This is a genomic window from Paenibacillus sp. AGC31 (genome assembly GCF_057334655.1).
Map to the genome: position 1 here is coordinate 109,281 of NZ_JBHFJH010000001.1, position 25,568 is coordinate 134,848.

Here is a 25,568-nt window from a genome sequence, read left to right on the forward strand (position 1 = left end):
AAGGCAAAAATCAATTACAGCTTAGTACATTACCCAGATTCCACCAGCCAATACGGAGAGAACCGTGATAAACGTTTGATACACCACATCCATAATGAGATTCCCGATACTGTCTCCATCTGCCTTGCGATTTTTAATCATGACATAAGTATGTGACCAAAGACCACTTAATCCGTATATGTACATCGTTACCAATACACCAACCCAAAAGTTCCCTTGGAACCAGATGGCCATAATCCCCATAACTCCAAGCCCTACCTGGGAAAAACCGTATTTAACCTGAAATGGTCCACCAGGCCATCCTAACATTTTGGCTGTCTGATCCGCTCTGGCAATGTTGACAACGTAACCAATCACTCCAACCAATCCAAACGTAACCACAAACTGATGAAGCAGCAACACCCTGCTAATCTCGCTCATTTCTCCGGGAAAACCTAACACATATAGGTGTACTCCCCCTGAAATTAGACCTAACAACCATAGAACCAAAAACCACATGCCTGTCCCACTCCCGCCGTTTGTTATTTGGAATCATTTGTAACTAAATGTACAATCTTGTAGATACACACATTATATAATCGCTTTTACATTTGTCAATTCATACATAATTTTCTATTTTGTCGAAGCTTTTGTCATTTTTCTTCTACTGTACGCAAACAAGAAAACCATATAGTTCCATTTAACTTGAAAATAATAGGAATTTAGCCCTATTATTACATTAAAAGGTTTGAAACCTACTTCTTTTTTAACGCTTCAAAAGAACCACAACTCATTTATTTGACATAGGTGATAGTTCAATTATCATCTGTTTGATCATCTACGATAACAGGATAACAGCAACGATCAATTAACATATGATATAAAAGAATTGACAACCAATCGCTTTGTAACTATTATAGTTACAACGGTGGTGATTATCCCATGAGACAAATCAGCAGTCGCTTTTCCATTGCGGTTCATACCCTGTCCCTGATCGCTGTTATGCCCAATGAATGCACCGGAGATATGATCGCGCAGAGTGTGAATACAAATCCCGTGATTATTCGGCGGATTATGTCCAAGCTGAAACAGGCTGGTCTAATTGACGTCAGACCCGGTGTGGGCGGTGCTTCCTTGTTGAAAGATCCGGCGAACATTACCCTTCTCGATGTATATCGAGCGCTAGAGGTCGTGGAGGATGGGGAATTGTTTAACTTTCACAAACATCCGAATCCGAAATGTCCGGTCGGCAACATGATTGAACACACCTTGCGTGCCGAACTCATTGAGGCTCAGACAGCCATGGAACAGCGCTTGAATCGTGTAACCATACAGCAGATGATGGATCAGATTCATGTCTCTGAATAAAAAAGCTCATCATGAGCTTTTTTTAACCCTTTCGTTGTAATCACACCTGTTATAACATATTTGATTACATCCATATGCAACCAACAACACATATCATAGGAGGAAAAGAAAATGAAAATTTTGGTTACTGGCGCAACAGGTCAATTGGGTTCACTGGTTGTAGAGGCATTGTTAAAAAATTCTGCCAAGGATGTGGCAGTAAGTGTACGTAATCCAGAGAAAGCGGAAGCACTCCGCACTCAAGGCGTTGACGTGCGTCACGGTGATTTCGATCAACCGGAGACGTTAGAGAAAGCTTTTGCCGGTGTAGACCGTCTGTTGCTCATCTCGACTGATGGTGACAATGAAACGCGAATTCGCCAACATCAGGCTGCCATTGACGCCGCCAAGAAAGCAGGCGTGGGTTTCATCGCTTATACAAGCGTTGTGAATGCAGAGAAAAATACCCTTTCCCTGGCGGAAGTTCACCGCGCTACAGAAAAAGCTATTCGTGAATCCGGCATTCCGTATTCCTTCCTGCGTAACAACTGGTACCTGGAAAATGAAGCAGGCAGTGTGCAAGCAGCTACGCAAGGTGCGCCTTGGGTTCATGCCACCAACAACAGCCAAGTAGGCTGGGCTACCCGCAGTGACTACGCCCATGCTGCAGCAGCTGTACTCGCAGGAGAAGGACATGAGAATACTGTGTATGAATTGTCCGGCAAGCTACGCACGCAAGCTGAACTGGCTGCCATTGTTGGTGAAGTGCTTGGACAAGAAATCAACGTGCAGAACGTGGACGATGCCGCTTACGCTGAAATCATGAAAGGCGCAGGTCTACCGGACTTTGTCGTATCGATGCTTGTTGATATGCAAAGTGCCATCCGTGAAGGCGCATTGGCTGTAGAAAGTGATACTTTAGAGAAATTGCTTGGCCGTCCGGCTCAACCACTTAGCGAAGGTATTAAATTAATTGTAGGCAAGTAAGTTTGGGATATGAGAAAGGGACACACCAACAAATGTTGGATGCGTCCCTTTTTGGTGTAGTTAAAGATCAATACAATGATATACACGTTGAACGGATGACTGTACACTCCCCGTTGATTGCGACTGCTGTAATTCAAGATAGGTGTTTATGCTTTCCACAACCGTTCATCACTCATTGCTCAAGAATATAACGTGCGGGAATATGATCGGCCAGCCAGATATTTTCGTTTCCATGATAAAAGAGGATGCCATCCATGGCCGCTTGAGCAGCATTGATTTTCAAAATGACAGGCTGATCATCCCGTCTTCGTCCCACCTGATTGGCCGTATCGATATCTGCGGACAGATGTACATATTGCCTTTGCCACGGCTGTAAGCCATGTTCCATAATAGAATGCACTGCGCGTGCCGGGGTCCCATGGTACAGGGTTTCCGGTGGCTCAGCAGATATCTTCGATATCTTATGAGGTGTCGAATGTCCATACAATGCCCGGATGCGGCCAGAACGGATTTCATGTCTCTTTTTCTCCGAGGCTTGAATCATCTGCTCCAGATCGGCTTGCGTGACTTCCTTCCACTGCGGACTTTCATGTAATGCCACCAGCAATTGCGAGATTTCCACCCAACCCTCTTCGTCCAGTTCCAACTCATACTCCCATGGTGCATGTCGCAGAGCGTATGAGAGTTCCTTGCTTAATTTCATCAGATCCATTGCAATCATCTCCCACATCTAATAAAACTCGTCTATTGCTGCGATTGAACCGCTGTTAAAATCTCCTGAATGTTACGTACCAATCCTTCATCGTCTTCCTGATTGAATTGGCGGTGTCCATCAATCCCACGTTGGATAATCGTATTCATCACCGGATGAACTTCACGATCGGAGGCTACCCGAATCAGATCATCGGCAAAATCAACCGCATGCTGCTCACTGTAATTAAACGGTTTGATCAGCATACGAATGCTCAAGGCATGGGCCTGCGCCTCCGCCAGCTGATCCCGATTAGTGATGCCATACACCGCGCCAAAACCAAAAGCAGCCATGACCTGACGCTCCAGTTCTGTGGTCTGTTCCAATGGCGTGCCCATCAGCTCACATATTTTGTCCACCATCTGCTCCAGCTCGTTTGCCGCCGCAGCCAGAATTACGTCATTAATATCGTCAGCCTTGATAAATTCAGTCATATTGGTTTTCTCCATTTCTGCACCGTATTTGATCCATTCTCTCAGACTCTATGAGAACATTGTATCGGAGATAGGGTGTTCGTTTCAAATTCATCTACGGATAAAGGCGAAGTGAATGCTCCCGAAGCAGTTTTCTTACAGAAAGCTTTTAGGTCTGCTTCTTCAGTGCATGAAGATCTTTATGTATGCGTGGGGCAACTTGGTAAATGTTCATATGCGTCACTGTTAATACCAACGTGATTCATCGTTTGGCGCAACTCCGATACAAACTCCATAAAATACACTTCAGGACTACGGCTTGCGGCATAATACTGCAGGTCATAATCGTAATTTAACCTCGAAAATACATCATGCAGATCGTCAACCAGTATCTTTTTCATATCCTCTCTCGTAATAGCCGGGTCCATGCTGCACTCGTTGGCCAGGGTCTGCATTGTCTCCTTGAGCGCCTGCTGATCGTATAACGGGTTAGACAACAGATGCTGCAAATCATACAAGTCTTTAAACCTGGGCCTCACTATCGTTTGATGCAGCTTCCATGCAATTTGGATGGAGAGTGGTACAGTATAAGGAACGACAAAAGCTTCACCAACCATGGATTGGTACGATAGAGTAACAGGCTTCTCATCCAAGTCGAGGTTAAAAGATATATCAAGATGCAGTTCATCCTCATACTCATTTTCATTCCTTGGTTCACTATCAATATAAAAGGCAAGCTCCGTGTTCACCGTAGGAAAATCATCCGCCATCGCGTAGTCTATTCTGCGCCAGAAGGCGTTCTCACTAAAGCTTCGAAATACGATACCGTCATTCAGGTCCATCTCCGTTACCCGGATCATCCAGTCTGTAAATACTGCATTGGCCTGATCCTCAGTCTCAATTCGACCTGTATACAGAAAGTCGATGTCATCCACATAACGAATATTGGGATTCTCCAAATACTGTCTTGTTAATAAGCTTCCTTTTAATACAAATGGGCTATTCACCAAGGAGGCGCGCTTTAATAGAGCTTCTAACACAACAATGAATCTCTCATCCTCATTTAGGAGGTGCATTTTTATGTTTTTTTCTGACACTCGTTCTCCTCCTCCATTCATCGTACTCAACATCCGATTAGATCCATCCACGATCCAGTTCTTCCCGGCTGTCATAGATGCACAGTTCATATTGCTGTTTTAACAGTTCGATCTTATTCGTATAAAAAATGGCATGGATCTCTCCCACTCTACGATAAAAATGTTCTGCACTCTCATATTCACGGACCGTTACGAATCTCACTTTGCCATCTGCATTAAGTGAGTTCCGTGAGATATGTCCGCCTGAATCGCCGCACAACTGCTTCAATCTGCCCAAATTATCAACATGTACTTTACCATGCCATTCGAAATAAGGCTTGAACTGCGCCAGCATCGGCTGATCAAAATACGTTTCTTCCTTAGCCGGAATTTCCACCTTCGTCCGAACAACTGTGAATCCGTTATCCCGAAACTTGGCGGCAACCTCTTCAATAACATTCTTCACTTCTTCGTAATTCGTGCTATGTACACTGCCTGTAATCATTGGCTGATTAATATATTCACCTTGGTCCAAGACGATCAACACGGGCTTCACGTTCTCTTGATTACAGATGTTGATAAAGGTCTCTGTCTCGTTCTGCTTCAGATCACGCATGGTTACATGATATTCAAATTCCATCAGGTCACTTCCTTACTGATTTTAGTCATCTGTCATTAGACAGATTCTCTTCTCATCTTCTGTTAATTCTCCACTCACATCACTTAACTCGAATATTTCCACAGATCTTCTTTAAGTTTTACAATTCACGTTCAAAACGCTCCACTAGCTTCTCTACAAGAGACTGACAACCGGGTCACGCGTTAACATGAACTAGAACAACCTTATTCACTCAGCAATTCAAAAAATTCTAATATATTGAGCGCGACCTTTTGTGTCACAGGAGAAAACTCCTCTGACTCTTCATGAAACCAAATAACCACAGTAGGCTCTTCTGTTTCTCTAAAATCCAAACAAATAAAATTTCCTGAAAAAAGCGCTGCAATAGGAACTACATTCATTCCCACTAAATCTTCATTATCAGTTAATCTATCACCAATTTGCGTAATAGTAACTTCAATATCATACCATCCATTAATAGGATCAGACTCACTGTCATCCAATATACATAGAAATTTTTCTATTATGTATTCTTGCTGATTCATACTAAACATATTTGTGATTGGTACAGCTCCGTTATGTTCCTTAATAAAGTGCCTATAAGATTCAGGGAATGAAACTCTGAAACTTCGCTCAACTGCATCTAATAAATCATCGCCTGGTAATGGAACGACAATCGTATTAACATCCATTCTCATATGCTTCACTTCCCATTCTCATCTTTTAACACATGCCCCACCACATGGACTTTAACCAGGAAGATCAGAATCCCCTAACAACAACTTCCTTTCGTAAAACTGGATATGATGCTCTTTCTACCATTTGGAAACTCAAAATAGGTTGTAATAAGTTAAATTGCACTTGTTTCCGATCTTGTATCAATGATTGATATGCCGTATATTGTTTTTCATCAAATCTTCCATCTTCATCGCCATCAATCATCAATGTAATTTCAAGTTCTCCTCCGAATAATTGAAACATAGTCTTCCTAGTCCAACCATAGTTATATTCGAGCACTCCAAAAACAGGATCATTTTTTATCATTGTGTACTCCCCTCTTTATTGTTTATTAGAAATCCCCCAGGTTCAAACGCTCCTGCATTCATTTCTCCCACACCTCCAAGATGCCCAAAAGTACTATTCATCTTTGTAGGTACTAACTGCATTGTTTTAACATCATTTAATTCGTGCCATGTTAGTTTATTTCCATCTCGATAAATCTTTATATCTTTAGCAGTAATTTTACCAGACTCCATACCAAATTGGCGTGCTATTTCAGGAGAATTATTAAGTTATTCAGCTAACCTTTGATCTGATTGAGCAAAATTAGCTCTTCTCGCTGCTCCTCCGTATGTGCCTTTTCCACCTAACATATACTCAATTTGCACTTCTGCTTTAGCTACTGGTGAAAGATCAGGGATCAGACAAATGAAAAAGCCAATTTCGACTTATAATTCAAGTTGAAGTTAGCTTTTCTGCATCCGTCATTTTCTAAAGATTAAACTTCATATAAACTATCTAAAAAGCTATCAAAAGAATCAGATATAAGAAACATATTGCTCATCTTTTCAGTAGGTTCTATATCATGAAGGAAAATATATATTTTCCCCGCATACTCTTCGCTAGTTCCTAGACAAATTTGATTTCCTCCAGAATCATCACCTATAGATATAAATTCGTTTGGGATTTCGCCATATAATGAGTCAAACACACTTGATAACTCATCGTAGGATTCATTGATATCTAGCCCATAAAGTGTGTTGAGAGCAGTCTCTCCTTCATCATCTGAAATTTTGAAAACATTTGGCTTTACATTACCACCGTTATACTCAAGCAAAAAATCGCGATATTGAACCGGAAGCACGACATCATATTTTGCTTCAAATTCCTCAATATTTTTTAATTCAATTTCTTTATTTGTGTTATAAATCGTTGCCATGTTTATTCTCCTTTATAATCATTTTTTTCCCTTAACTGTAGACTGACCACCTATATGTCTAAAATCCCTATGGATATCCTTCTGAACAAGAACCATTGTCTTTCCATCTTCATGATGATGCCACGTATAACCGTCTGGTGTTTTATTACTAGCTGGCACAGGTGGATTAGAATCTTTATGGAAAGTAACGCTTAAACAAGCACACCTTTAGGTAACAGATGTAACAACTATAGCCCATTTCATAAAACTATAAAAAACTTACTCCTGACTCATTGTTCGAGTAGGAGTAAGCCTTTTAAATGTTGTCATATAATTGCATTATAGGAAGAATCTATTCTTCTAGCATATCAAGAAAACGATTAACATTATCTGCAATTTTTTCTGTAACTGGGTCATACTCATCTGATTCCTCATTATACCATATACAAACAACTGGATCGATTTTACTTTCAGTATAGTCTAGACAAACGAAATCTCCTGCAAATAGAGCTGCAATTGGTACTAATTCAGCACCTGTCATATCTCCATCAGAGAGTATCCTTTCATCCAATTGACTGAAAACAACCTTAATATCATACATACCTTTATCATGCTCACTTGGCTTGTCCAATAAACAAAGAAAACGATCAACCACATATCTATTCGATTTAAATTCAAAAAATCGAGTTATTGGAATAGATCCATTACTTTTCGATATAAAATCTATAAAATCTTTGGGAAACTCGATTTCAAAATTTTCTTCTACACGCTTAATTAAATTACTAGCTGGAAGCGGATAAATTATACTATTTTTTTGTATTTTCAACATATTTCACCTCTCAAATTAATGTCTTGGGGCATCTGCCCAGTGTCCCTTTGTTCTTCCTCCATTATGCTTTGTAATATTATGAATACCAAAAGGTACAAGTTGCATCAAACCACTTTCTTCATTATGGTGCCAAGTTGTTCCTTCTGGTTGTACTTTATTTGGTAATCTATCATTCAACCACTTGAATTGTACAGCATCTGTTGCCTTCCAAAGGTCCTTTGGTAATACATCTTCATGCAATACTGCACCTGCCCCTTTAAAGTCTGCATATCCGAATTTCAATCCTGGAATCTTCTTCACTTCAATCGTAGGAATATCAGAATGTAATTCTAAGGCCCTCTGTTTAATCATACTTCTTTGGTCTGAATTTAATTTACCAACAAAGTCATCTTGCCATGACCACACTTTATTTGATTTTACAATATCCCCATATATTAAAGCATAATCATCAAGAACCTCTTTAAATTTTTTATTACCTTTTGCAAAATCTTTTATGTTTTCAAGGTTAGCTGTCCTGTCAACACTGCCACTATTACCCGTTCCCTCAGTGCCTTCCGGATCATCCTTCGGTTTGTTTGTATTCTCCTGCGGTTTCTCCGGTTCGGATGATTTAGGCGGTTTCGTATCGGCTTGCGGTTTACTTTCATCCTTTTTCTTAGATGGAGATGGCTTCCACGTATTCACTTCATTCGGCGTTTCATTTTTTTCTAGTTTCGTCTTCGATGTCGTGCTATCTTTCGGCATTGTCGGTACATTAGGTTCATTCGTTTTCGAAGAAGGTATACTATCCGAATTTTGTTTCGGTTTCGACGGGTTCCCTACAGGTTTGGAGGTCGATCCTGTTTCACTGTTTGCTGTCCTATCGTCTCCAGAAGCATCCTCGCCCGTTTTGTTCTTCTTGTTATTGCTCCAATGACTTCCTCCACCCGACACGATCCCCATCTTCTGACTGTCTTCCCAATACTTTCGGACAAAAGTCTTCACTTTGGGCACGATGGACGAAGACGGGCTCATGTTCACTTTAGGCGGCGTTGTCCCACTTGCCTGTGGGATGTCGGCCTTGGCCTAAAAAACCAGCTGCCTAACCTCCTCTGCCCTTAAAATTAAATTCCGCATCCAGGCCTTTTTTGCATTGCGTCATTTGATCTTCCAGCATCATACGATATGTAGTCACGAGCACCTGGAATCATTGCTATTTATCCAAATCTTTTGTCATTTTTATATTTTGTTTCACTGAGTATAAATCTTAAAGACTTTATGTATCACATGGTTGATCAAAGTTTTGACTTTTAAGACGCAAGATTAACCTTTTCTAAAAAAATTAAAACAAATAAGCTCCAGTCAAATAACTGGAGCCTGTCTGATTTATCTTTGAACTAAATATACAACTGGATATGACGCTCTTTTTCAGGAATATCTTCATCTTCTAATAAATCCACTTGAGTTAGCGCACCCTCATGCTTAAGTTCAGCGATAAACAATGCATAGAAGTCTCCTGCTGTCGGATAGGAGAATAAACCATATCCTTTTCGAGAAATCAGCTTGTTCACTTCCCTTATTTTCTCAGGGAGATATTTGTAGTCAAACTCTCCCAACTCTTCTAGCTGATCTGCAGTTCCCAATTCGATGTCATAGGCATACTCATAGTCTAAAATGTAATTGACGATTTCCTGATCCACTTCTCCCTTGTAGTCCAGAAATAAAAACCGTTTGGTCGCTAAGCCATGATTCAGCATACTATAATACGCCAGTGATTCGCCCGGATCATTCAAAATCATGTCGATATCCTCTGCATCATCGAAAATTAACGGCACCAAATCTTCATCTGCCATGCAGTCTTCCTCCTCTCCTACCCAAACAGAACTCCATGGTGGTTCGGGATATACTCGGGATAGTTTTTGCGATAAAAGTCATCAATCATCCGTAGAACGGGATCCCACTCTGGATACGGTTCAGGATCTTGAATGTTCATTTTAGCCTCCGGTGAGTTCATCAGGAAATCATCAAAATGACTTGGATTAGGCAGACCTTGTTTTTTTCTCACATGAAGCAAATACAAAATTTCATAAGGATAAAAAGCGTAATCATAATTACCAAACTCAAGCGATTTCCCTAACTCTGCAGCGAGCATGGAATGATGTTCGGACATTCTTCCAAGCAAACGCGTAATTTCATCCAAATCAGGCGTATTCCATTGTTCCAATACTTCTCTGTAGATTCCAAGTTCTTCTGGAATCAAATCACATGGCTGTCCCTTATCTGCTAATGCGGACTTCACAGTCAAGTGAACATTTTTATTAGTTCCTTCTATTGTTTGATTGGTGTGTTGTAGATACAACTCTACTAAAAACCAGATATGTTGATTCCAATCATTTGCTTCCATTAAATTATCTCCAAGATATTTGACTATAAAATCAAAAAATATCTTTTCCTCTTTTACCCATCCGTATAAATTGAAGTGCACTAATGCAATGATGCTATACTCAAAAGAATAATCAATCAATTTCATATTCGGATAACGATCTTTATAAATATGCCTACCCATGCACTGATAAAATTTTGTTTGTTGAATTTTTTTTAGTGCACTTACATCTCGACCGTTTTTAATCAATACGTCATTTTTCCACACTTCTAACCAAAAGGAAGATATATTATCCATATCAATTAATAGAATATGATCTCTCTCTGTATCATTAATATCGATGATTTCAACAATCTCATTTTTACCTTCTTCGTATTCAATTACAGCATTACTATCAACAAAGTTTTTGACATACCTTTTGTAGGCTAAATGCATTTTTTTTGAATTAACCATTGTGTTCTCCTTATATTTTATTTTATCTCCTTACTCCAATCTTTTACTTTGACAACATCTACTCCAAAACCAACCGAAGTTTTCGAAATATCAACTTCTACTCTGATAAATTCAAACTCCAACCCTGGGTTATCTTTTAAAAGTTTCTTGTACTTTGCTTTAAAATCCGCAAAACTTTTATTTTTACGGCTTGACATCACTTCAAAATATTTTGGACCACCGAGTTTTTGCTCTATTGAATAGTTGAAATTTCCCCACTCGGAAGTCTTAGCCTCAATCATGGTTAATTTAGGAGGCGGACCTTTGGACAAAAAGGCTCCATCTATTCCGTTCCTACCAACTTGAAATTGATCGGAAATATCCTTACCTAGATTGTTGTTTATTGCGATTTTTTTCGCAACTTCCTCGCCAAAGTCACCCTTATCATGATCATAATATTTTTTATTATCGATTTTTCGCTCATACCCTTCTACACCGGATAAATCAAATTTACTACTTATATCATCTGGAGTATCTAGTTGATTGGCCAGCTTACTTCGTTCTCGTTTTAACTTCTTAATTTCTTCTTCACTGGCCCCTACTTTTTCCTTAATTTTAATTTTCTGATCCAGCTCGTCAAGTTCTTGTTGGATTTGCTTTTGACTCTTTCCTTTTTTCTTTTTCAGATTGTCATTAGTATTTGGTTCTTTTGTATCATTTGGTTTCTTCGTTTGTTCGCTAGGGCTACCCTCGTCCTTCTTCGTGGTTGTAGACGGTTTCCAAGTGTTCACTTCATTCGGTGTTTTATTGTTAACTGAATTCGAACTTTCTGGCTTTGTTCTTGCATCTTTGAGTTTCGTACTTGAACCATTTTGTTTAGTCCCTGTACTTGAAGAACTTGGTTTTGAGTTTGCTGGCTTGTTATTTCCAGATGAACCGGTTTTTACAGTCTGCTTCGAAGATTCAGCTGCAGTCTTGGGAGGTTTCCCAGAGTTAGGACTCGTTTCAGTTTCAGCTTCTGTTTTACCACCAGAACTTGCTTGTCCCGTTTTTTTCGACTTATCCCCGCTCCAATCGCTTCCTCCACCAGAAACGATCCTCATTTTCTGACCGTCTGTCCATTTCTTCTTTGCAAATGTCGCTGCTGTTTTTAATCCGTTACCAACAACTTGCATGACCTTTCCTTCAATGTCTGGCGTCCTTACCCTTAGATTACCACCAATCATCGTTCCGTTCTCTATTAAATCGCGATGCATTTCATAATCGTAGATCATCTCTACGAATTTCTCATCGCTAATCGGATTGTAAATCAACTGTGTCAGATATTTCATCTGTTCCAATGTCAGGTCCTGACGCAACCAAAAATCGTAATCTTTTACTTCCTCGACGGTAATATTATGATATATGCCAGCCCTGTCTAATGCCCATGAAATTTCTTGGTAATAGGGCGAAAAGAAGGTTTGATGTTGAACATCGTCTTTCTCCACACTCTTAAAAAATTCCAGCGACTTCTGCAGGTCACGTTGGGCTTTTTCATGCACCCACTTCTCACGGAAGTAACTCGGAATCTGCTCATAAGCAAGGCTAATCTCCTTGTTCTGTTGTTCCAACTTCTTAAAGAAATCGGTCACCGAAGTCGATGTGGTCAACTCTTTGGCGGCCGTCAGCATTTTACCCAACATCGTCCATTTTGCTTCGTTCTCCTGCTGTTGGAGTTCGGTAAATCCGTTCGTAAATCGGTCCAGCAAATTCAGAGCCGAAGGCTTGAAGGAGCCTAACTTCGGCACACTCGCGATCAGACCCGTTGCAACGGCAGCAATCCCTACGCCGATGGCTGTCTGAGCAGCAATCCCCCCTAGAGCTCCCAGGATCGGAATCATAGCAGTGATGGCCAACGCAGCTCCAGCCAACGACCCATCTTTCGGGTTCGTCGTTGATGCCTGCGTCACTGCAGCAGCCTCTGCGGCTGCTGCTGCCTGAGCCGCTTCGTACTCCTCAATCGGCATCAGCGGTGGCTCCGGCTCCAGAGGCAGATCCGCCACATGAACAGGCGCTTTGTTGCTGCCCTCCTGTTGCAATAGACCCGCTCGTACGTTGGCCTCCCCGTCCAAAATGAAGCTACCACCTCCGCCAAGCAGCCAAATCGCTTCTGGTGCTGTGGCTTCGATCTGTCCGGCCGCAAGCAGGATATTGCTGCCTTGAATGGACAGATTGCCTGGACTATTCAATACGATCCCCTGATCATTCAAGGTAATCGTCAACCCGGATCCAGATTGCAGTGTAACCTCCTCAGGCGACAACCCGATAGAGCTTCCGGCAGGATGCCCCCAGACTTTATGCTCTGTCCCTCCGTTAGTGGAACGTTTACCCTCAGAGATAGAATGACGAATGTACGCTCCGGATTCAAGACTACTTGGAAAATATAATTCCACCTGATCCCCGATCTCCGGCATCATGTATAATCCGCTATGCCCTTCCGCAGCATAAACTGGCGCGACCGGATAGGGGCAGGCGGAGCCTTGCGTCATCGGGCCCTCATCCATGGGTAATTTGATCTGAATGTGATCATGAATCACGCGGACCACCTCGCCGTACAGCGATAACCCAATCAGGTCCGATAGGTTGCATCTAGGTACACGAATGTGGTCTTCGAGTACCATGCGGTATGTCGTCATGAGCAACCCGGATTCCAGTCGCGAATGGGCATACACCACGGTCAGCTCTCTTCCATCCGGAAGTTCGACCTTGTCTCCCAACGCATAGGTCTCGACACTTTCCACCGTATATTGCAATACGCCTTGCGATCCCTTGGGGCCCTGAATGATATATCGATCTTCCGTTCCGGAGCCGTGCCAGTCGATTCCGGCCAGCTCCTTACGAACCTGATAAGGTTGGTCTTCTGGCCATTTCCACAACTTACCTGCGGGCAAACCGATATACAGTTTGGGTGATGCCGCTGTGATTTCGGGAACCAGCACTGTACCGAATCGCGAGGCAAGCCTGCGTAGGAACATCCAATCGGTCTCTTTATATTGTAATACAAGTCCGCTCAATGAGGTATTTTCGGTAACCTGATCCATGACATCCGAATAGCGGTAAGAATTCATAATGAATTGAATGAGTTCTTTGAACGTCCACCCTCTGTTTTGAAAGGCTCGTTCCTCAATTCGCATATCCATTTGATAGGAGTTGGACAAGGCTTCAAGTTCGAATCGATAGACCCCTCCCGAAAAATGAACCGAGAGCGATGTCATTACGCCATGGAAGAGTCTCCTCACTGATCTACCATTTTCATCGACTTGTCTGAGTACGATAGATTCCCCTTCAGCCTGAACTTGAAGAATGCCCGGCCCATCCTCTTCCGGAATTATACCGCTGACGTAGAGTTTCGCATGCTCGTTCACTTGGCGAGTAATTTGCACGCCTTCTAGCCACTGTGCACGATAAGGCCAATATAGACGTATTTGCTCATAGCCGATCTGGTCGAGTTTTTTCTCCGTAATTTCACTCATCGTCAAAAGTCCAATTGCTGTCCGTCATTCTCTATGACGATATCTCCGCCATACAGACACTTGTGTGTACAGTGACTGAGCAGTGCAGCTTTCCCTTCCACCTTGGTATCTCCCTTTCCATGAAGCCAAGGCATGGTCAGCACGGGAACGCAAGGTGCTTTCTTAACCCCATAGATGTCAACCATCGTGCTTGCCGCTACTGCTGGATTAGCTGGATTGGAACAGTTACCGAATGATCCAATATGAATACCTGGAACATAATCCTCGACAGTCATCTTCGCCTTCCCCTTGATATATACGCCATGACTGAATGGTATCTTCAATCGTGTACGCTGCGTCCCGCAATTGCATTTAAGTATTGCTCCTGCAACGACATAGCTTTTAGAGGCTTCTCCAGCCGTATGAATCTGGGCATCATGATCTTGACTTCGCACCATCATAACCTCTCCCTTCTAATTCGTTTGTTCCAAGTCCAACGGAATGAATTGTACTCCTGCCACATCTCGCCGCAGAATGCTCTCCGACAACGCCAGATTGACAATGATCACGGTTTCGCGCGGCTCCATCAATTGGAACAGGGGTACATCCGGGAAATCTCGCTTCAGTACGATCCGTTCCAGACTTCCATCCATGCCCCGACGGGTATGAGGAGATAATACGTTTGCCAGTGCAGGAGGATGAATGGCCCAATACGTCTCTTGGGTCATTCGCTCCTTGTCCGTTAATACGGTAGCCCTTCGCTTGAGCTGAGGACAATACAAAATAAGTGTTTCAAGCAATTGATCTGAAACCAAGGGAACCGGCTGTTCCAAATAATCCGTATAATCGACATGGAATCCGCTTCGCACATAAAGGTTAATGGCTGTATGCTCACTGCCCGAATCATGAAAAGCCTGATTCCAGGTCCTGCGTTGCAGTTCACCGACAGGCTCAGTCTCTACGCGGTGTATCCATCTGGGATCGGCCATTAGACGAAAGTATCGGATAACCCTCGCCTCCTCTGGGCATCGTCAAAAATCGCACCCTCCACATCAGCACCCTCCCATAACGCATCTGTTAGATTGGCTCCACGAAGGTGTGCCCCCCGGAAGTCAGCACCTGAAAGGTTTGAATTCTCGAAGTTAAGCGCATCGTATTCTGGACCCTGAGTGAGTCCTTCCGGATGTCCCACCTCCCCTATTATCTCCCTGAAAACAGCTCTTTCCAGAGAACACCCGCTGAAATCTGCCCCATATAGAATGCTTCCGGTGAAATCGGTGTTCTCCAGACTACAATCGCGCCAACGTGTCCCTATCAAGATACAGCGTTGAAAATCGGTAGAATGCATATCGATACGATCAAAACGGCTGTAACGAAAATCCAGATCGTTGCACTCCATTTTGCTCATATCCAGTCCCTGAAAATGCGCGTACATGACCTCCAGACCATCACTTTCTTCCAATGCTTCACCAATCTCCTCAATGCTCCTAGTCCTTTGATCAAGACGAAATACGCACTCACTAGCATCCAAGTATTCTCCTACACGTACTTCGAATATCTGTTCCATATCCATAAGGGAGTTCCATTCGAAGTCCTCCAGCGCTCTACAGCTACGGCGTATAAAATGTACAAGATACCGATTCACCAACGCCGCTTCCTGTAACATGATTCGTTCCAGTTCTACCACTGTAACGGTTCCTTGATAGTGAGGAAGTTCTTCTCTTAATCCATTGAGCATCCGCTCAAGACACTCATAGGCCCAGTGGGAAGAGTAGAATGAACGGATGGGTGTCCGATCCAGCAACCATGAAGCATCGTATGCTTCGACCAGGACATTCATCGCCCCTCCAAGAAGTTCTGTTCGCAACATAGAATATTGAATGTAAGCGATCGGCCCTTTCGCCCCACGCTTTTGGGCGTCGCTGACTTCCTGAATCATCAACCTGAAATGACTTAGGAGCTCAGCTGTCAATTCCGTATACCTCGTATGCAGCGTATACTGCAAATCATCCATAAGTTTGGCCCGCGCAGGTTTTACCTGATGGGTATAAAAATGTAATATAGATTCCTTGCGATCCATTGGAAATTATCCCTCCTGCCCATACGTCACCCTATACTAGTTGGCTTTCACTTCTGATCCACTCATTTTTGCTTGTCCATCCAATTTGAATGTCCCTCCCCCGCCTTCCAGCAACAATTGCGAATCGGCAGATAACGTTATTTTCTTCCCGGCTTTGAGCGAGATATTGCCCCCAGCAGACATCCGAATCTGCTGGCTTCCGATAATCTGAATGCCCTCGTCCCCGCTGAGACGAATGAACACCTCGCCCTCTTTGCTGCTAATGGAGATGGAATCTGGGGTCAGTCTGATTTCTTTGCCATAAGGCGTACGGAAAATTTTATGATCCGGTTTGTTTAATTGGTTCGTTCCAGTTACCTTATTATCCAGACGGGGTGCTCCTGTCGCATAGGCCTCTTCTTCGTTTTGCGTTGGAAAATATACGGCCACCGGATCACCCACTTCAGGCATGACATACCAACCTGTCTGGCCCTCTGCGATGTATGGCGACTGATACAACAGCCACAACGCTTCCTCTTCCTCCTGTTTTTCATCACAGTCCAGCTGAACTCTTACATGACCACCATGCACTGAAAGGATGCGACCAAGTAATGAGCTTCCGGCAATTATCGAATTGTAATATGTCTTTTGTCTTAGTCCTCTATGAAGGCTAAGTACATATTGGTGCTTCACTATTCCTCCCACAAGCTCGGTATATGCCTCAGTCACATATAGGCTTCTGCCTCGGAAGGTAATATGATGTCCAAGCTCCATCACCTGATCTGTCTCGATTTCATATATAATGAAATCTGATTCGTTGACCTTTATCGTATCGTTTTCGGTAAAGTACATGAATGGTGCCATGTTTTTGCGGATTGTATAACGTGTATTGTCCAGATCGATTGAGTTGCCGTGCTCAAAGACGCCAAAATAAAATTTGGGGCTGTCAAACTGAGCGGCCGGCATTAAGCTCGTGTGAAAGCGAGAAGCAAGTCTCCTGAGAAATGCCCAATCCGTTTCTTGATATTGCACGGCAACCTTCCCGATCTTGGCCCCCCCTGTTCCCTCATCAATCACGTCCAGCCCCGGATAATCCTGATCCAGTTCCTTTAACAAATCGGGTAACTTCATTTTGACATTTTGAAATGTACGCGTTCGTTTTGTAATGTCCATCCGGTATGTATGTGAGATGGCCTCCACGTGGAGCGTATATACACCTCTGACAACCTGCACTTCAACAGATAGTGGAATGCCTTTGAACAGAGGCTTCTTATTACCATCCTCATCTTTTTGCCACACTTCAATTGGGGTATCCTTATCCGTAACATCGACATAGCGATCCTTCCATTCCTCAGACACCATGCCCTTAAACACGAGCCGAGTGTGCTCATTCATTTTTTTCCGGATCGTCAGTTCTTGCAAATGCACCAGTTCATATGGTTCAATAATCAGATTCTCATAAGTCAAACTCATGTTGCCTATCTCCCTTCAACTTCAATGGATCGCAAACATTTGCGAGTAACTTTGGATAATAACAAAAAAACAGGACAATTATGGTTGTATATAACCAAAGTTGACCTGTTCACATGTAATGCAATTGTTTTTCATTAGGATAATTCTACAGCTATTTATTATGACTATTTAAATAATTCTCTACAAACTGTTTATTCTTTTCTTTTTCAGGAAGCAAACCTAAATATTTATATTCAAAAATCATTTGTCTTTGAGTTGGGGTCACCTCTGAAGCTATTACGTCTTCATAATCATAATGAATTTTTAACTTACCAGGATGCTTTAATGTTAAGGTTAAATTTGTCCACGCCTCTTGATCATTGTCTATGAAAATTTGTCTTAATTCTTTAAATTTTGTTTGTAATTCTAATAAAAAGTTATCATCAGTTTTTTCACTCAGTCTATATTTTTCAGGAATATCATGAGAGTATATAAACTCCTCATTCTCAGAAGTGTTGAAATAAAAGTATACCTCCCTGGACCCATCTAGTATTTCGGCGTACAAGTAAATCTCATTCCAGTTATCACTAGGTATCATACTTAGAATATGCTCTGCTATCATGGGATAAAGCTGATATATCTGTTGCTCCATTATTCCTCTAACCTCCAATTTGATTCTCTATTGTAATTTTCTTTGTCCTACTCTATCTATCGGGTACTCTACTATCAAACTATCAATGATTAAACACATTTACATAAAAATTCAAAATATAGAGATCGTTCTATCACCAATTCTAGTACTTGTTTTTATTTTCCACTTTGAACAAAACCTTCGTTTACCAAAGATCAAAATTGCTGGGTTTGAATACCCATTTTTCTCCTTCATCCACAGTGCAATCACGAATAAAATGAAACAACAACATTAATGTGAATTCTAATCTAGTATAGTTGTTACAGTCTTCTGTTTAATATTCTCTAATATTACCTTTCTGCGTGTATTAAGATCATTAAATTGTTCAAAAGACAACTTATCCTTTAGCTGATGATGACTCAAGTCTTTCAATTCTTTTAACAAATACTCTTTAGATTTATAAGACACCACTACATACGTTAATAATATCTCACCGTAAACTAGAACTATTATGTTTTTCAAAAATACCGAGATTCATTGTTGTTTCAAATTCGTTAAGTATCATCTTCTAAATAAGGATACTACTGTTTTACCGATATCCACCATCAAATCAGCTTACCTGAACGCTCTCTCAGAGTTTCTAATGCTATAAAAAAACACCATAATATAAGTATATTACTCATATTATGGTATTCGGTATGATTATTAAATAATATTCAAACACTACAGGGTTTACACAAACTATTTTACAGACTCATCTAAATCTTTCCCTCATTTTTTTTGTTTCTAAATCTGCTTGTCTGATTGGTACAGGGAGTCTACTTTCCTTATTAATTAACGCTAATGTAAGGTCTGTAGCAGTATCGATATTTATCCAATTACCACAGGAGACGAAAATGGGCTTTACACTTTTATGTGTTCGTAATGCTCTCCCATAGATTTTGTTATTTATCACAATATCAGAGAAAGCCCCTTCTTCTTCATCGGGCATAATAAAATCAACCCCGTCAATTTCAAGTAGCTTTTTGCAATACCTATTGTTGGTTTATTTAAATAAAAGGAAGCATGCGTTGCAATCCCCATATTCCTAGGGTGTAAGTACCCATTTCCATCAAACATAATGATATCTGGTTCATTAATTAAGGTGTTAAATGTTTTTAAAATTAATGGTAATTCTCTGAATGATAAATATCCTGGTATATACGGGACCGCAATTTCATCTGTCATAGATTTCGTCTCTATAACTTTTTTCGTCATAAAATCCACGACACATATACAACAAACTGCAATTGTCGTTTCATTTTCCTCCCAATATGCCAGGTCAATACCTGCAATCAGCAGAATATTTTCTTTGTGGAAATCATTTTCTAATTTTATTTTCCGAGTTAAATCATACTGAATTTTATCAAATTCATCTATTATTTTATTCATTAACTTATTTTGCACGCGCATCATATTTTTCGATCATTTTCTTTTCAAATTCACTTGGCTCTAATTTTTCATTAATTAGTACCCCTTCTATATCCCACTCTCTATATGTTATGGCAAATCCATATTTGTAATTCGCGATTGATTTATGATTACCATTCTCAAACCAAGAGATGAATTCTCCTGTTATTACACCTTTGCTCATTTTCTGGAAGCTTGAAATTCTGCCAGATTCATAATAGTTCACATAGTCTCCATCAACCAATCCATTTTTATAGTAAGAGTAATATGCTAAATTCCCATTATCGTATCTTTCATATAAAAGACCAGATATAGGTTTCCCTCCATCCTCTATGGGTTTATCAAAAACTTCCTGCCCACTATTTCCAGAAAAACAAACATCATCAGTAAATTCTATACCTGTTAACAATACATCTTCCATTCGCAAAATATTAACATCAATCATTTAATATCATCCACTCCATTTAGATTATTTGGGTAAATCAGATTCTATTTTAAAATCCCGTAAAATATAATTACAGTGCGGACATGTTTGGAATGGTATATCGATGACTGGCTTTGATGAGCCTCCAGGTTTTATCACATATATTAAGATATCATCAATAGTAGCACTCGGATTATCCAATAATGCCTTATTAGCTGCATAAACCTCAGCATGCGATCCTGAACCATGTGTATACAAACTATAAGAATCATAAATGTCGTCTGGCATATTTTCTATTCTAAAATGTACCTTATGAGATGGACTTTTTTTAAAGTGTCCATCTCATAAGGTACACTTTAGTTTGGATTGTTTGGATAATAAAGGGGGATAAAAAACCACAATACAGCGTTTAGCTCGCATTGTGGCGTTGTTGTTTGTATCATTCTAAATACAGATTGTTGAAAAAACAAATGTATCTATAAATTTTGAAGTTTAGTTAAGACTTCCTTGATTCGCATAGAAAGATCCAACTTTTCATTTTCTGACAATTGTTCCCCCACATCATTCATATCAAATTGCTCTAATTCATTTTTTATTTTCAAAAACTCCCCTTTAGCATTAATTCTATATCTGATAAGTAGTTCTGCAAGTGTTGTTCTAACAACTATTTTTTCACTTAATGTACTCCTACATTCACGCTCGAATCGTTCCATTATTTCCTCAACAAGCTCAATTGCATCTTTCTCCTCATTGAATAAAATCCCAAAGTAATTTTTAACTTCCTTTTCTATTTCAAAGTAGTAATATCTTGTATTCGGACTATAATCTACAGGTATACTTTCAATTCCATCAAGCACCATATCTCTTCGTTCTAATATGTCCTGATAATCATCTGGAGCTATTTCATGTTGTAAATTATTTAAATCTAGAGAATTTAATGCATCAATTATCTTTTGTTTCGATTTAACAAAAATTTTCGAATGTGTTAAATGAATTCTCCCTTCCGCAATAGACAATACTGCTTTTTCCATTTCACCTCTTTTATCCATACCGAAGTATGCCTCACATGTGCAAGCAAGAGCTTCAGGACCACTCATTCCCTCACTTTTAAAATAAAAATAGTTTTCATAAAAAGCTCCAAATAAAGCCTCATAATTTCGTTTCACTTTATGTCCTCCCAATAAATTTCTTATGGCTCAACTATCTTATCACCATTATGGATTACCTCAATATCAATATTGGGATAATCTTTGTGAAACTTCCCTATGATTCTACTACAACTTCCACATGTATCTAATTCAGTAAATAATTTAATTTTCCCACGAGCTTTTGATGGATCTGGCAATTTATCAAGTCTAGATGCCAAATCATTGAGAATTTTATACTCAGTATCATTGTCTCTTAATCTTACATTCCCACTCCTATCTGGCGCTTCAGTAGCCTCGTACTTTGGTTTTGTTGGTTTTAATGAATAATCAGCATAGGTCTTTTCCTTATTATCCCCGTTCAAACTACTATGAGAATAAAATTCATTCTTGTCAATTCCTTCAATTTCTACCTTCGCATACGCAAAATTTAGATCACCTTTAATCCTATTAGAAAGCTTACTTCTTAACACTTTAACTTTATCAATAATAAAACCTTCTGTTTCTAAATCAATTACTCTTGTTGGGAATACTTTTCCATGACTTACCTTAGGAACATCACCCGTCCCCTCAGCCTCTGATTCACTTTCTTGTCTTTCTTGTCTTTCTTCCTCTTCACTTTTACGTTTTTCCTCCTCTTTTTTCTTTTTATCATCTTTTCCTTTTTTCTTCGATGAATCTTGTTTCCACTGATTATGACTGTTGGGAATCTGATTATCTTTCTTGTTAGCGCTAGATGAGCTTGTTCCTTCACCCTCGCTCGACTTTTTCCCTGTACCTGTATTTGATCCTGCAGTATCCGGTTCTCCGGATGTTTGGGTCTTCTTACTGGTATTCGGAGTTGGATCCTCTATCTTTCCACCACTTGATGGCCCTGTTTCTTCACCATCGCCAGGCTTCTTCCCTGTACCTGAACTTGAACCCGTACTATCCGTTTCACCCGATGATTTGGACTTCTTACTAGTATTCGGTGTCTGACCCGTTTTCTTGCCACTGCTTGGTGAGTTTGTGCCTTCACCGTCGCCAGACTTCTTCCCTGTACCTGGACTCGATGCAGTAGCATCCGTTTCACCTGACGATTGCGACTTCTTACTGCTGCTCGGGGTCTGATTCGGTTTCTTGCCATTGCTGGAGGAACTTGTTCCTGCCCCGTCGCTTGACTTATTCCCAGCGTTCGAGCTTGTTTTCCCTCCAGAACCCACTTCCCCGGCAGTCCCCGACTCTTTGGGCTTGTTTCTTCCCAAGTTGCCCCAAGGCTGAAACCGGATGACCTGGTTCGCTTTATAATAATCGCTGACGGCTTTAACCATCACATCTTTTGACTTTTTCACAAATGTCTTTGTTCTACTTGTAGCCGGTTTGTCTGTCGTCGTTGTTCCTTTAGAAGCAGCACTTGGAGAACCTGTTGTTCCTGGATGGTCTGAGGGTTCGGGTACACCTGAAGAACCCTTTTTCGTGCTTACTCTGCCCGTAAATCCATTGAACTCCCCGTCCAATCCTTTCATAGTCATCTCGTGTTGCTCGAATTCACCCATCAGGGTAGATAATTCTTCTTCGCTCATGGGAGCCATAATTCGCCGGGCAAGATACTTCTTCTGTTCTACCGTCAGATTCTGTTTCTGCCAGTAATTATAGTCACCCATTTCCTCGGCGGTGATGTCTATTCTTCCGATATCTCGAGCAATGCCGTTATGATAAGGGCCAAAAAAGAGTTCATATTTAATGTCATTCTGCTTCACATCCCCATAATACACGAGTGCTTCCTTCAACTCTTGGTCAACCTGTTGATGAGCCCAATGCTCCCTCGTATTGCCTGGAATCTGATAATACATCTGGCTAATTTCCTTTTCCTGCTGATGCAGTTTCTTCACAAAATCCATAAAGGAAGTAGCCGTGCTTAACTCTCGTGCTGCTGAGACAACTTTACCAAATAATTGGTGCTTATAAGCCTCTTCTTGCTGCATCTTGCCCACGAAATCACCATTCAGATGATTCAGAAGTTGTAGGGCCGAAGGCTTAAAGGATCCTACACTTGGGATGTTCCCGATCAAGCCGATTGCTGCAGCGCCAACGACAACGGCCTGTGCCGCAATGGCTGGTGCACCTCCAAGCATACCCAAAACGGGGATCATGCCCGCCATGGCAACCGCTGCACCAAACAGGGAGACCTCCTTCATGTTAACCACGGAAGGCTGCATAGCAGCTGCTTCGGCTGCAGCTGCTGCTTGAGCTGCCTCATATTGTTCAAGCGGAATAAGGGGCGGCTCCGGCTCCGGCGGCAAATCAGCTACCACGACCGGTGCCTTATGGCTGCCTTCTTGTTGAAGTAGTCCAGCACGAACATCAGCTTGTCCATCCAATATAAAGCTGCTTCCTCCGCCAAGAAGCCAAATTGCTTCAGGAGCGGTAGCTTTAATCTGACCTGCTTTAAGTGATAGACTGCCACCCTGAATCGAGATGTTACCTGCACTCTGCATCATTACACCCTGGTCATTCAGTGTGATGACCAATCCAGCTCCAGCCTGTACGGTCACCTCATCCGATGACATACCAATAGATGGTCCGTCAGGATGGCCCCACAGTTTGTGTTGCGTTCCACCGGAAACCGAACGCTTGCTTTCGGGCACTGCATGACGAATATAAGCCTTGGACTCGCGACTTCCGGGAATGTATAGTTCCACCGTGTCACCAATCTCTGGCATCAGGTAGAGTCCGCTGTGACCTTCGGCGACGTAAGATGTCGATAAAGGATATGGACAGGAAGATTCTGTTTTAATCGGACCATCTTCGATATACAGTTCCATCTGTACACGATCACCAATAATGCGGATTACTTCACCGTACAAGGAGAGGCCAATGAGATCCAGAAGATCGGATCGTGGAACCCGAATATGATCTTCTAACATCATACGATATGTAGTCATAAGCAATCCGGATTCCAATCGGGATTCCGCTTGAGTTACCGTTAATTCTTTCCCATCAGGCAGTTCGACTTTATCACCCAAAACATAGGTTTCATAACACTCCATCGTATATATGAGCGCCCCCTGTGTACCTTTGGGATCCTGCATCATATACCGATGCTGCTCATCCCCCTGCCAATTCAGATGGCCCATTTCTTTCTTGACATGATATGGACGATCCAGAGGCCATTTCCACAACTTGCCCATGGGTAACCCGAAGAACAATTTAGGTGAAGCCGCTGTCGCCTCAGGCACCAGTACGGTACCAAACCGGGAAGCCAAACGTCTCAGAAACATCCAGTCGGTTTCTCTATATTGTAAAACAAGTTCTCCCAATTGGGTATTCTCTGTGACATTATCAATTACATCCGAGTAGGTATACGCCTTCATCACGTATTTAACTAATTCTCCATAGGACATCGCCCTGTTCTGGAATGCTCGCTCGGAAATTTCAATGTCCAGCTGATATGTATTCGATATGGCCTCTAGCTCGAATCGGTATATACCACCAACTAAATGTATAGTTAATGAGGTCATCACGCCATGAAACAGACGCCTTACAGATTTCCCCATTTCATCTAGCTGTCTTAGTACAATCGGTTCTCCTTCAGCCTGGACATGAAGGATGCCTGGTCCATCTTCCTCCGGTATAACGCCGCTAATATATAACTTCGCATGCTCATTAATCTGTCGGGTAATTCGGATTTCTTCCAACCATTGCACTTTATACGGCCAATATAAACGGAGTTGTTCGTATCCGATGCGTTCCTGTACCTTTTTCTTTGATTCGCTCATCTCAAAAATCCAGCTGCTGTCCGTCATCCTCGATGACGATATCTCCACCATACAGACACTTATGCGTACAGTGACCAAGTAGAGCAGCTTTCCCTTCCACCTTGGCATCTCCTTTGCCATGTAGCCAAGGCATAGTCAATACAGGTACACACGGTGCTTTCTTCACTCCATAGATATCCACCATCATACTGTTGGATACAGCTGGATTCTCCATATTGGAGCAATTCCCAAATGATCCAATATGGACTCCAGGTACATAATCTTCAACTGTCAACTGAGCCTTGCCTTTGATGTAAACGCCATGACTAAATGGAATCTTTAATCGGGTACGCTGTGTACCACAACTGCAATGCAGAATCGCTCCGGCAACCACATAACTCTTGGAATCTCCTGTTGCAGATTGAAGACTGATCTCACTCTCTTGATTACCTTGTGCCATTTCGCCT

The 25,568-nt window shown here is 41.5% G+C and carries 26 protein-coding genes and 2 pseudogenes; 2 read left to right on the top strand and 26 right to left on the bottom strand.

The genetic code is table 11. From position 1 onward, the window contains the following. Positions 1 to 21: 21 nt before the first annotated feature. Positions 22 to 498: a DUF6790 family protein gene (locus ACE04G_RS00405; RefSeq protein ID WP_237174316.1), complete on the bottom strand. Its 477-nt coding sequence runs from the start codon at positions 496 to 498 to the stop codon at positions 22 to 24. A 423-nt stretch (positions 499 to 921) separates the two neighbouring features. On the opposite strand from ACE04G_RS00405, the gene ACE04G_RS00410 reads away from it, so the two are divergent. Together ACE04G_RS00410 and ACE04G_RS00415 are read left to right on the top strand one after the other, a co-directional pair. Beyond that, on the top strand, positions 922 to 1,347 hold the full coding sequence (locus ACE04G_RS00410; protein ID WP_221821910.1) for an Rrf2 family transcriptional regulator: 426 nt from the start codon (positions 922 to 924) through the stop codon (positions 1,345 to 1,347). A gap of 111 nt (positions 1,348 to 1,458) precedes the next feature. Beyond that, a complete protein-coding gene (locus ACE04G_RS00415; protein WP_221821908.1) occupies positions 1,459 to 2,313 on the top strand; it encodes an SDR family oxidoreductase in 855 nt (284 codons plus the stop codon). A gap of 172 nt (positions 2,314 to 2,485) precedes the next feature. Here ACE04G_RS00415 and ACE04G_RS00420 read toward each other — a convergent pair whose 3' ends face one another. The 25 genes and pseudogenes from ACE04G_RS00420 to ACE04G_RS00540 form a co-directional block, all read right to left on the bottom strand. After that, positions 2,486 to 3,025 (bottom strand): RNA 2'-phosphotransferase, encoded by a 540-nt coding sequence (locus ACE04G_RS00420; RefSeq protein WP_449003538.1) that lies wholly within the window; start codon positions 3,023 to 3,025, stop codon positions 2,486 to 2,488. 32 nt (positions 3,026 to 3,057) lie between these two features. Continuing rightward, positions 3,058 to 3,498: an Imm48 family immunity protein gene (gene imm48, locus ACE04G_RS00425; RefSeq protein WP_449003537.1), complete on the bottom strand. Its 441-nt coding sequence runs from the start codon at positions 3,496 to 3,498 to the stop codon at positions 3,058 to 3,060. Positions 3,499 to 3,677: 179 nt separating this feature from the next. Further along, positions 3,678 to 4,574 (bottom strand): nucleotidyl transferase AbiEii/AbiGii toxin family protein, encoded by an 897-nt coding sequence (locus ACE04G_RS00430; protein WP_449003536.1) that lies wholly within the window; start codon positions 4,572 to 4,574, stop codon positions 3,678 to 3,680. A 37-nt stretch (positions 4,575 to 4,611) separates the two neighbouring features. Next, positions 4,612 to 5,193, bottom strand: coding sequence for a hypothetical protein (locus tag ACE04G_RS00435; protein WP_449003535.1), 582 nt, complete (start codon positions 5,191 to 5,193; stop codon positions 4,612 to 4,614). A gap of 203 nt (positions 5,194 to 5,396) precedes the next feature. After that, a complete protein-coding gene (locus ACE04G_RS00440) occupies positions 5,397 to 5,870 on the bottom strand; it encodes an SMI1/KNR4 family protein (RefSeq protein WP_449003534.1) in 474 nt (157 codons plus the stop codon). Between the two features lie 64 nt (positions 5,871 to 5,934). Then, positions 5,935 to 6,216, bottom strand: a complete 282-nt coding sequence (locus ACE04G_RS00445; protein WP_449003533.1) for a DUF6985 domain-containing protein — start codon at positions 6,214 to 6,216, stop codon at positions 5,935 to 5,937. Further along, positions 6,213 to 6,593 (bottom strand): annotated as a pseudogene (locus ACE04G_RS00450) (HNH endonuclease); the annotation flags it as partial. The pseudogene ACE04G_RS00450 and the gene ACE04G_RS00445, both read right to left, overlap by 4 nt. 77 nt (positions 6,594 to 6,670) lie before the next feature. Continuing rightward, entirely contained in the window at positions 6,671 to 7,111 is a 441-nt protein-coding gene (locus tag ACE04G_RS00455; protein ID WP_449003532.1) for an SMI1/KNR4 family protein, read from the bottom strand. An 18-nt stretch (positions 7,112 to 7,129) separates the two neighbouring features. Next, positions 7,130 to 7,270: an HNH endonuclease gene (locus ACE04G_RS00460; RefSeq protein ID WP_449003531.1), complete on the bottom strand. Its 141-nt coding sequence runs from the start codon at positions 7,268 to 7,270 to the stop codon at positions 7,130 to 7,132. Positions 7,271 to 7,442: 172 nt separating this feature from the next. Next, the gene (locus ACE04G_RS00465) at positions 7,443 to 7,916 is read right to left on the bottom strand and encodes an SMI1/KNR4 family protein (RefSeq protein ID WP_449003575.1); all 474 of its coding nucleotides are present in this window, start codon (positions 7,914 to 7,916) and stop codon (positions 7,443 to 7,445) included. Positions 7,917 to 7,934: 18 nt separating this feature from the next. Beyond that, positions 7,935 to 8,861 (bottom strand): HNH endonuclease signature motif containing protein, encoded by a 927-nt coding sequence (locus ACE04G_RS00470; RefSeq protein WP_449003530.1) that lies wholly within the window; start codon positions 8,859 to 8,861, stop codon positions 7,935 to 7,937. Between the two features lie 434 nt (positions 8,862 to 9,295). Continuing rightward, positions 9,296 to 9,751, bottom strand: coding sequence for a DUF6630 family protein (locus ACE04G_RS00475; protein ID WP_449003529.1), 456 nt, complete (start codon positions 9,749 to 9,751; stop codon positions 9,296 to 9,298). 17 nt (positions 9,752 to 9,768) lie between these two features. Continuing rightward, the gene (locus ACE04G_RS00480; RefSeq protein WP_449003528.1) at positions 9,769 to 10,734 is read right to left on the bottom strand and encodes a hypothetical protein; all 966 of its coding nucleotides are present in this window, start codon (positions 10,732 to 10,734) and stop codon (positions 9,769 to 9,771) included. A 17-nt stretch (positions 10,735 to 10,751) separates the two neighbouring features. After that, complete coding sequence (locus ACE04G_RS00485; protein WP_449003527.1) at positions 10,752 to 14,225, bottom strand: hypothetical protein; 3,474 nt, start codon at positions 14,223 to 14,225, stop codon at positions 10,752 to 10,754. A 2-nt stretch (positions 14,226 to 14,227) separates the two neighbouring features. After that, positions 14,228 to 14,662 (bottom strand): DUF4280 domain-containing protein, encoded by a 435-nt coding sequence (locus ACE04G_RS00490; RefSeq protein ID WP_307543034.1) that lies wholly within the window; start codon positions 14,660 to 14,662, stop codon positions 14,228 to 14,230. Positions 14,663 to 14,677: 15 nt separating this feature from the next. Then, positions 14,678 to 15,193 (bottom strand): hypothetical protein, encoded by a 516-nt coding sequence (locus tag ACE04G_RS00495; RefSeq protein ID WP_449003526.1) that lies wholly within the window; start codon positions 15,191 to 15,193, stop codon positions 14,678 to 14,680. After that, positions 15,193 to 16,284 (bottom strand): pentapeptide repeat-containing protein, encoded by a 1,092-nt coding sequence (locus tag ACE04G_RS00500; RefSeq protein WP_449003525.1) that lies wholly within the window; start codon positions 16,282 to 16,284, stop codon positions 15,193 to 15,195. Before ACE04G_RS00500 ends, ACE04G_RS00495 begins: the two co-directional genes overlap by 1 nt. Before the next feature lie 36 nt (positions 16,285 to 16,320). Beyond that, positions 16,321 to 17,736 (bottom strand): phage baseplate assembly protein V, encoded by a 1,416-nt coding sequence (locus tag ACE04G_RS00505; protein ID WP_449003524.1) that lies wholly within the window; start codon positions 17,734 to 17,736, stop codon positions 16,321 to 16,323. Positions 17,737 to 17,887: 151 nt separating this feature from the next. Next, positions 17,888 to 18,367: an antitoxin YezG family protein gene (locus ACE04G_RS00510; protein ID WP_449003523.1), complete on the bottom strand. Its 480-nt coding sequence runs from the start codon at positions 18,365 to 18,367 to the stop codon at positions 17,888 to 17,890. Between the two features lie 282 nt (positions 18,368 to 18,649). After that, positions 18,650 to 18,868 carry an Imm3 family immunity protein gene (locus ACE04G_RS00515; RefSeq protein ID WP_221821870.1) on the bottom strand — a complete coding sequence of 73 codons (219 nt, stop codon included), beginning with the start codon at positions 18,866 to 18,868 and terminating at the stop codon, positions 18,650 to 18,652. A 232-nt stretch (positions 18,869 to 19,100) separates the two neighbouring features. Beyond that, positions 19,101 to 19,801 (bottom strand): annotated as a pseudogene (locus ACE04G_RS00520) (endonuclease V). Continuing rightward, a complete protein-coding gene (locus ACE04G_RS00525) occupies positions 19,782 to 20,240 on the bottom strand; it encodes a toxin-antitoxin system YwqK family antitoxin (protein ID WP_449003522.1) in 459 nt (152 codons plus the stop codon). The pseudogene ACE04G_RS00520 and the gene ACE04G_RS00525 overlap by 20 nt, the downstream one beginning before the upstream one ends. Before the next feature lie 455 nt (positions 20,241 to 20,695). Further along, on the bottom strand, positions 20,696 to 21,385 hold the full coding sequence (locus ACE04G_RS00530; protein WP_449003521.1) for an Imm3 family immunity protein: 690 nt from the start codon (positions 21,383 to 21,385) through the stop codon (positions 20,696 to 20,698). A 23-nt stretch (positions 21,386 to 21,408) separates the two neighbouring features. After that, the gene (locus tag ACE04G_RS00535; protein WP_449003520.1) at positions 21,409 to 25,122 is read right to left on the bottom strand and encodes a deaminase domain-containing protein; all 3,714 of its coding nucleotides are present in this window, start codon (positions 25,120 to 25,122) and stop codon (positions 21,409 to 21,411) included. A gap of 1 nt (position 25,123) precedes the next feature. Continuing rightward, on the bottom strand, positions 25,124 to 25,561 hold the full coding sequence (locus tag ACE04G_RS00540; protein WP_340013881.1) for a DUF4280 domain-containing protein: 438 nt from the start codon (positions 25,559 to 25,561) through the stop codon (positions 25,124 to 25,126). Positions 25,562 to 25,568: the final 7 nt, after the last annotated feature.

Coding starts and splice junctions, on each gene's coding strand:
- ACE04G_RS00405 (WP_237174316.1), bottom strand. CDS start 498: ATGTGGTTTTTGGTTCTATGGTTGTTAGGTCTAATTTCAGGGGGAGTA.
- ACE04G_RS00410 (WP_221821910.1), top strand. CDS start 922: ATGAGACAAATCAGCAGTCGCTTTTCCATTGCGGTTCATACCCTGTCC.
- ACE04G_RS00415 (WP_221821908.1), top strand. CDS start 1,459: ATGAAAATTTTGGTTACTGGCGCAACAGGTCAATTGGGTTCACTGGTT.
- ACE04G_RS00420 (WP_449003538.1), bottom strand. CDS start 3,025: ATGGATCTGATGAAATTAAGCAAGGAACTCTCATACGCTCTGCGACAT.
- imm48 (WP_449003537.1), bottom strand. CDS start 3,498: ATGACTGAATTTATCAAGGCTGACGATATTAATGACGTAATTCTGGCT.
- ACE04G_RS00435 (WP_449003535.1), bottom strand. CDS start 5,193: ATGGAATTTGAATATCATGTAACCATGCGTGATCTGAAGCAGAACGAG.
- ACE04G_RS00440 (WP_449003534.1), bottom strand. CDS start 5,870: ATGAGAATGGATGTTAATACGATTGTCGTTCCATTACCAGGCGATGAT.
- ACE04G_RS00445 (WP_449003533.1), bottom strand. CDS start 6,216: ATGATAAAAAATGATCCTGTTTTTGGAGTGCTCGAATATAACTATGGT.
- ACE04G_RS00455 (WP_449003532.1), bottom strand. CDS start 7,111: ATGGCAACGATTTATAACACAAATAAAGAAATTGAATTAAAAAATATT.
- ACE04G_RS00470 (WP_449003530.1), bottom strand. CDS start 8,861: ATGGGGATCGTGTCGGGTGGAGGAAGTCATTGGAGCAATAACAAGAAG.
- ACE04G_RS00475 (WP_449003529.1), bottom strand. CDS start 9,751: ATGGCAGATGAAGATTTGGTGCCGTTAATTTTCGATGATGCAGAGGAT.
- ACE04G_RS00480 (WP_449003528.1), bottom strand. CDS start 10,734: ATGGTTAATTCAAAAAAAATGCATTTAGCCTACAAAAGGTATGTCAAA.
- ACE04G_RS00485 (WP_449003527.1), bottom strand. CDS start 14,225: ATGAGTGAAATTACGGAGAAAAAACTCGACCAGATCGGCTATGAGCAA.
- ACE04G_RS00490 (WP_307543034.1), bottom strand. CDS start 14,662: ATGGTGCGAAGTCAAGATCATGATGCCCAGATTCATACGGCTGGAGAA.
- ACE04G_RS00495 (WP_449003526.1), bottom strand. CDS start 15,193: ATGGCCGATCCCAGATGGATACACCGCGTAGAGACTGAGCCTGTCGGT.
- ACE04G_RS00500 (WP_449003525.1), bottom strand. CDS start 16,284: ATGGATCGCAAGGAATCTATATTACATTTTTATACCCATCAGGTAAAA.
- ACE04G_RS00505 (WP_449003524.1), bottom strand. CDS start 17,736: ATGAGTTTGACTTATGAGAATCTGATTATTGAACCATATGAACTGGTG.
- ACE04G_RS00510 (WP_449003523.1), bottom strand. CDS start 18,367: ATGGAGCAACAGATATATCAGCTTTATCCCATGATAGCAGAGCATATT.
- ACE04G_RS00525 (WP_449003522.1), bottom strand. CDS start 20,240: ATGATTGATGTTAATATTTTGCGAATGGAAGATGTATTGTTAACAGGT.
- ACE04G_RS00535 (WP_449003520.1), bottom strand. CDS start 25,122: ATGAGCGAATCAAAGAAAAAGGTACAGGAACGCATCGGATACGAACAA.
- ACE04G_RS00540 (WP_340013881.1), bottom strand. CDS start 25,561: ATGGCACAAGGTAATCAAGAGAGTGAGATCAGTCTTCAATCTGCAACA.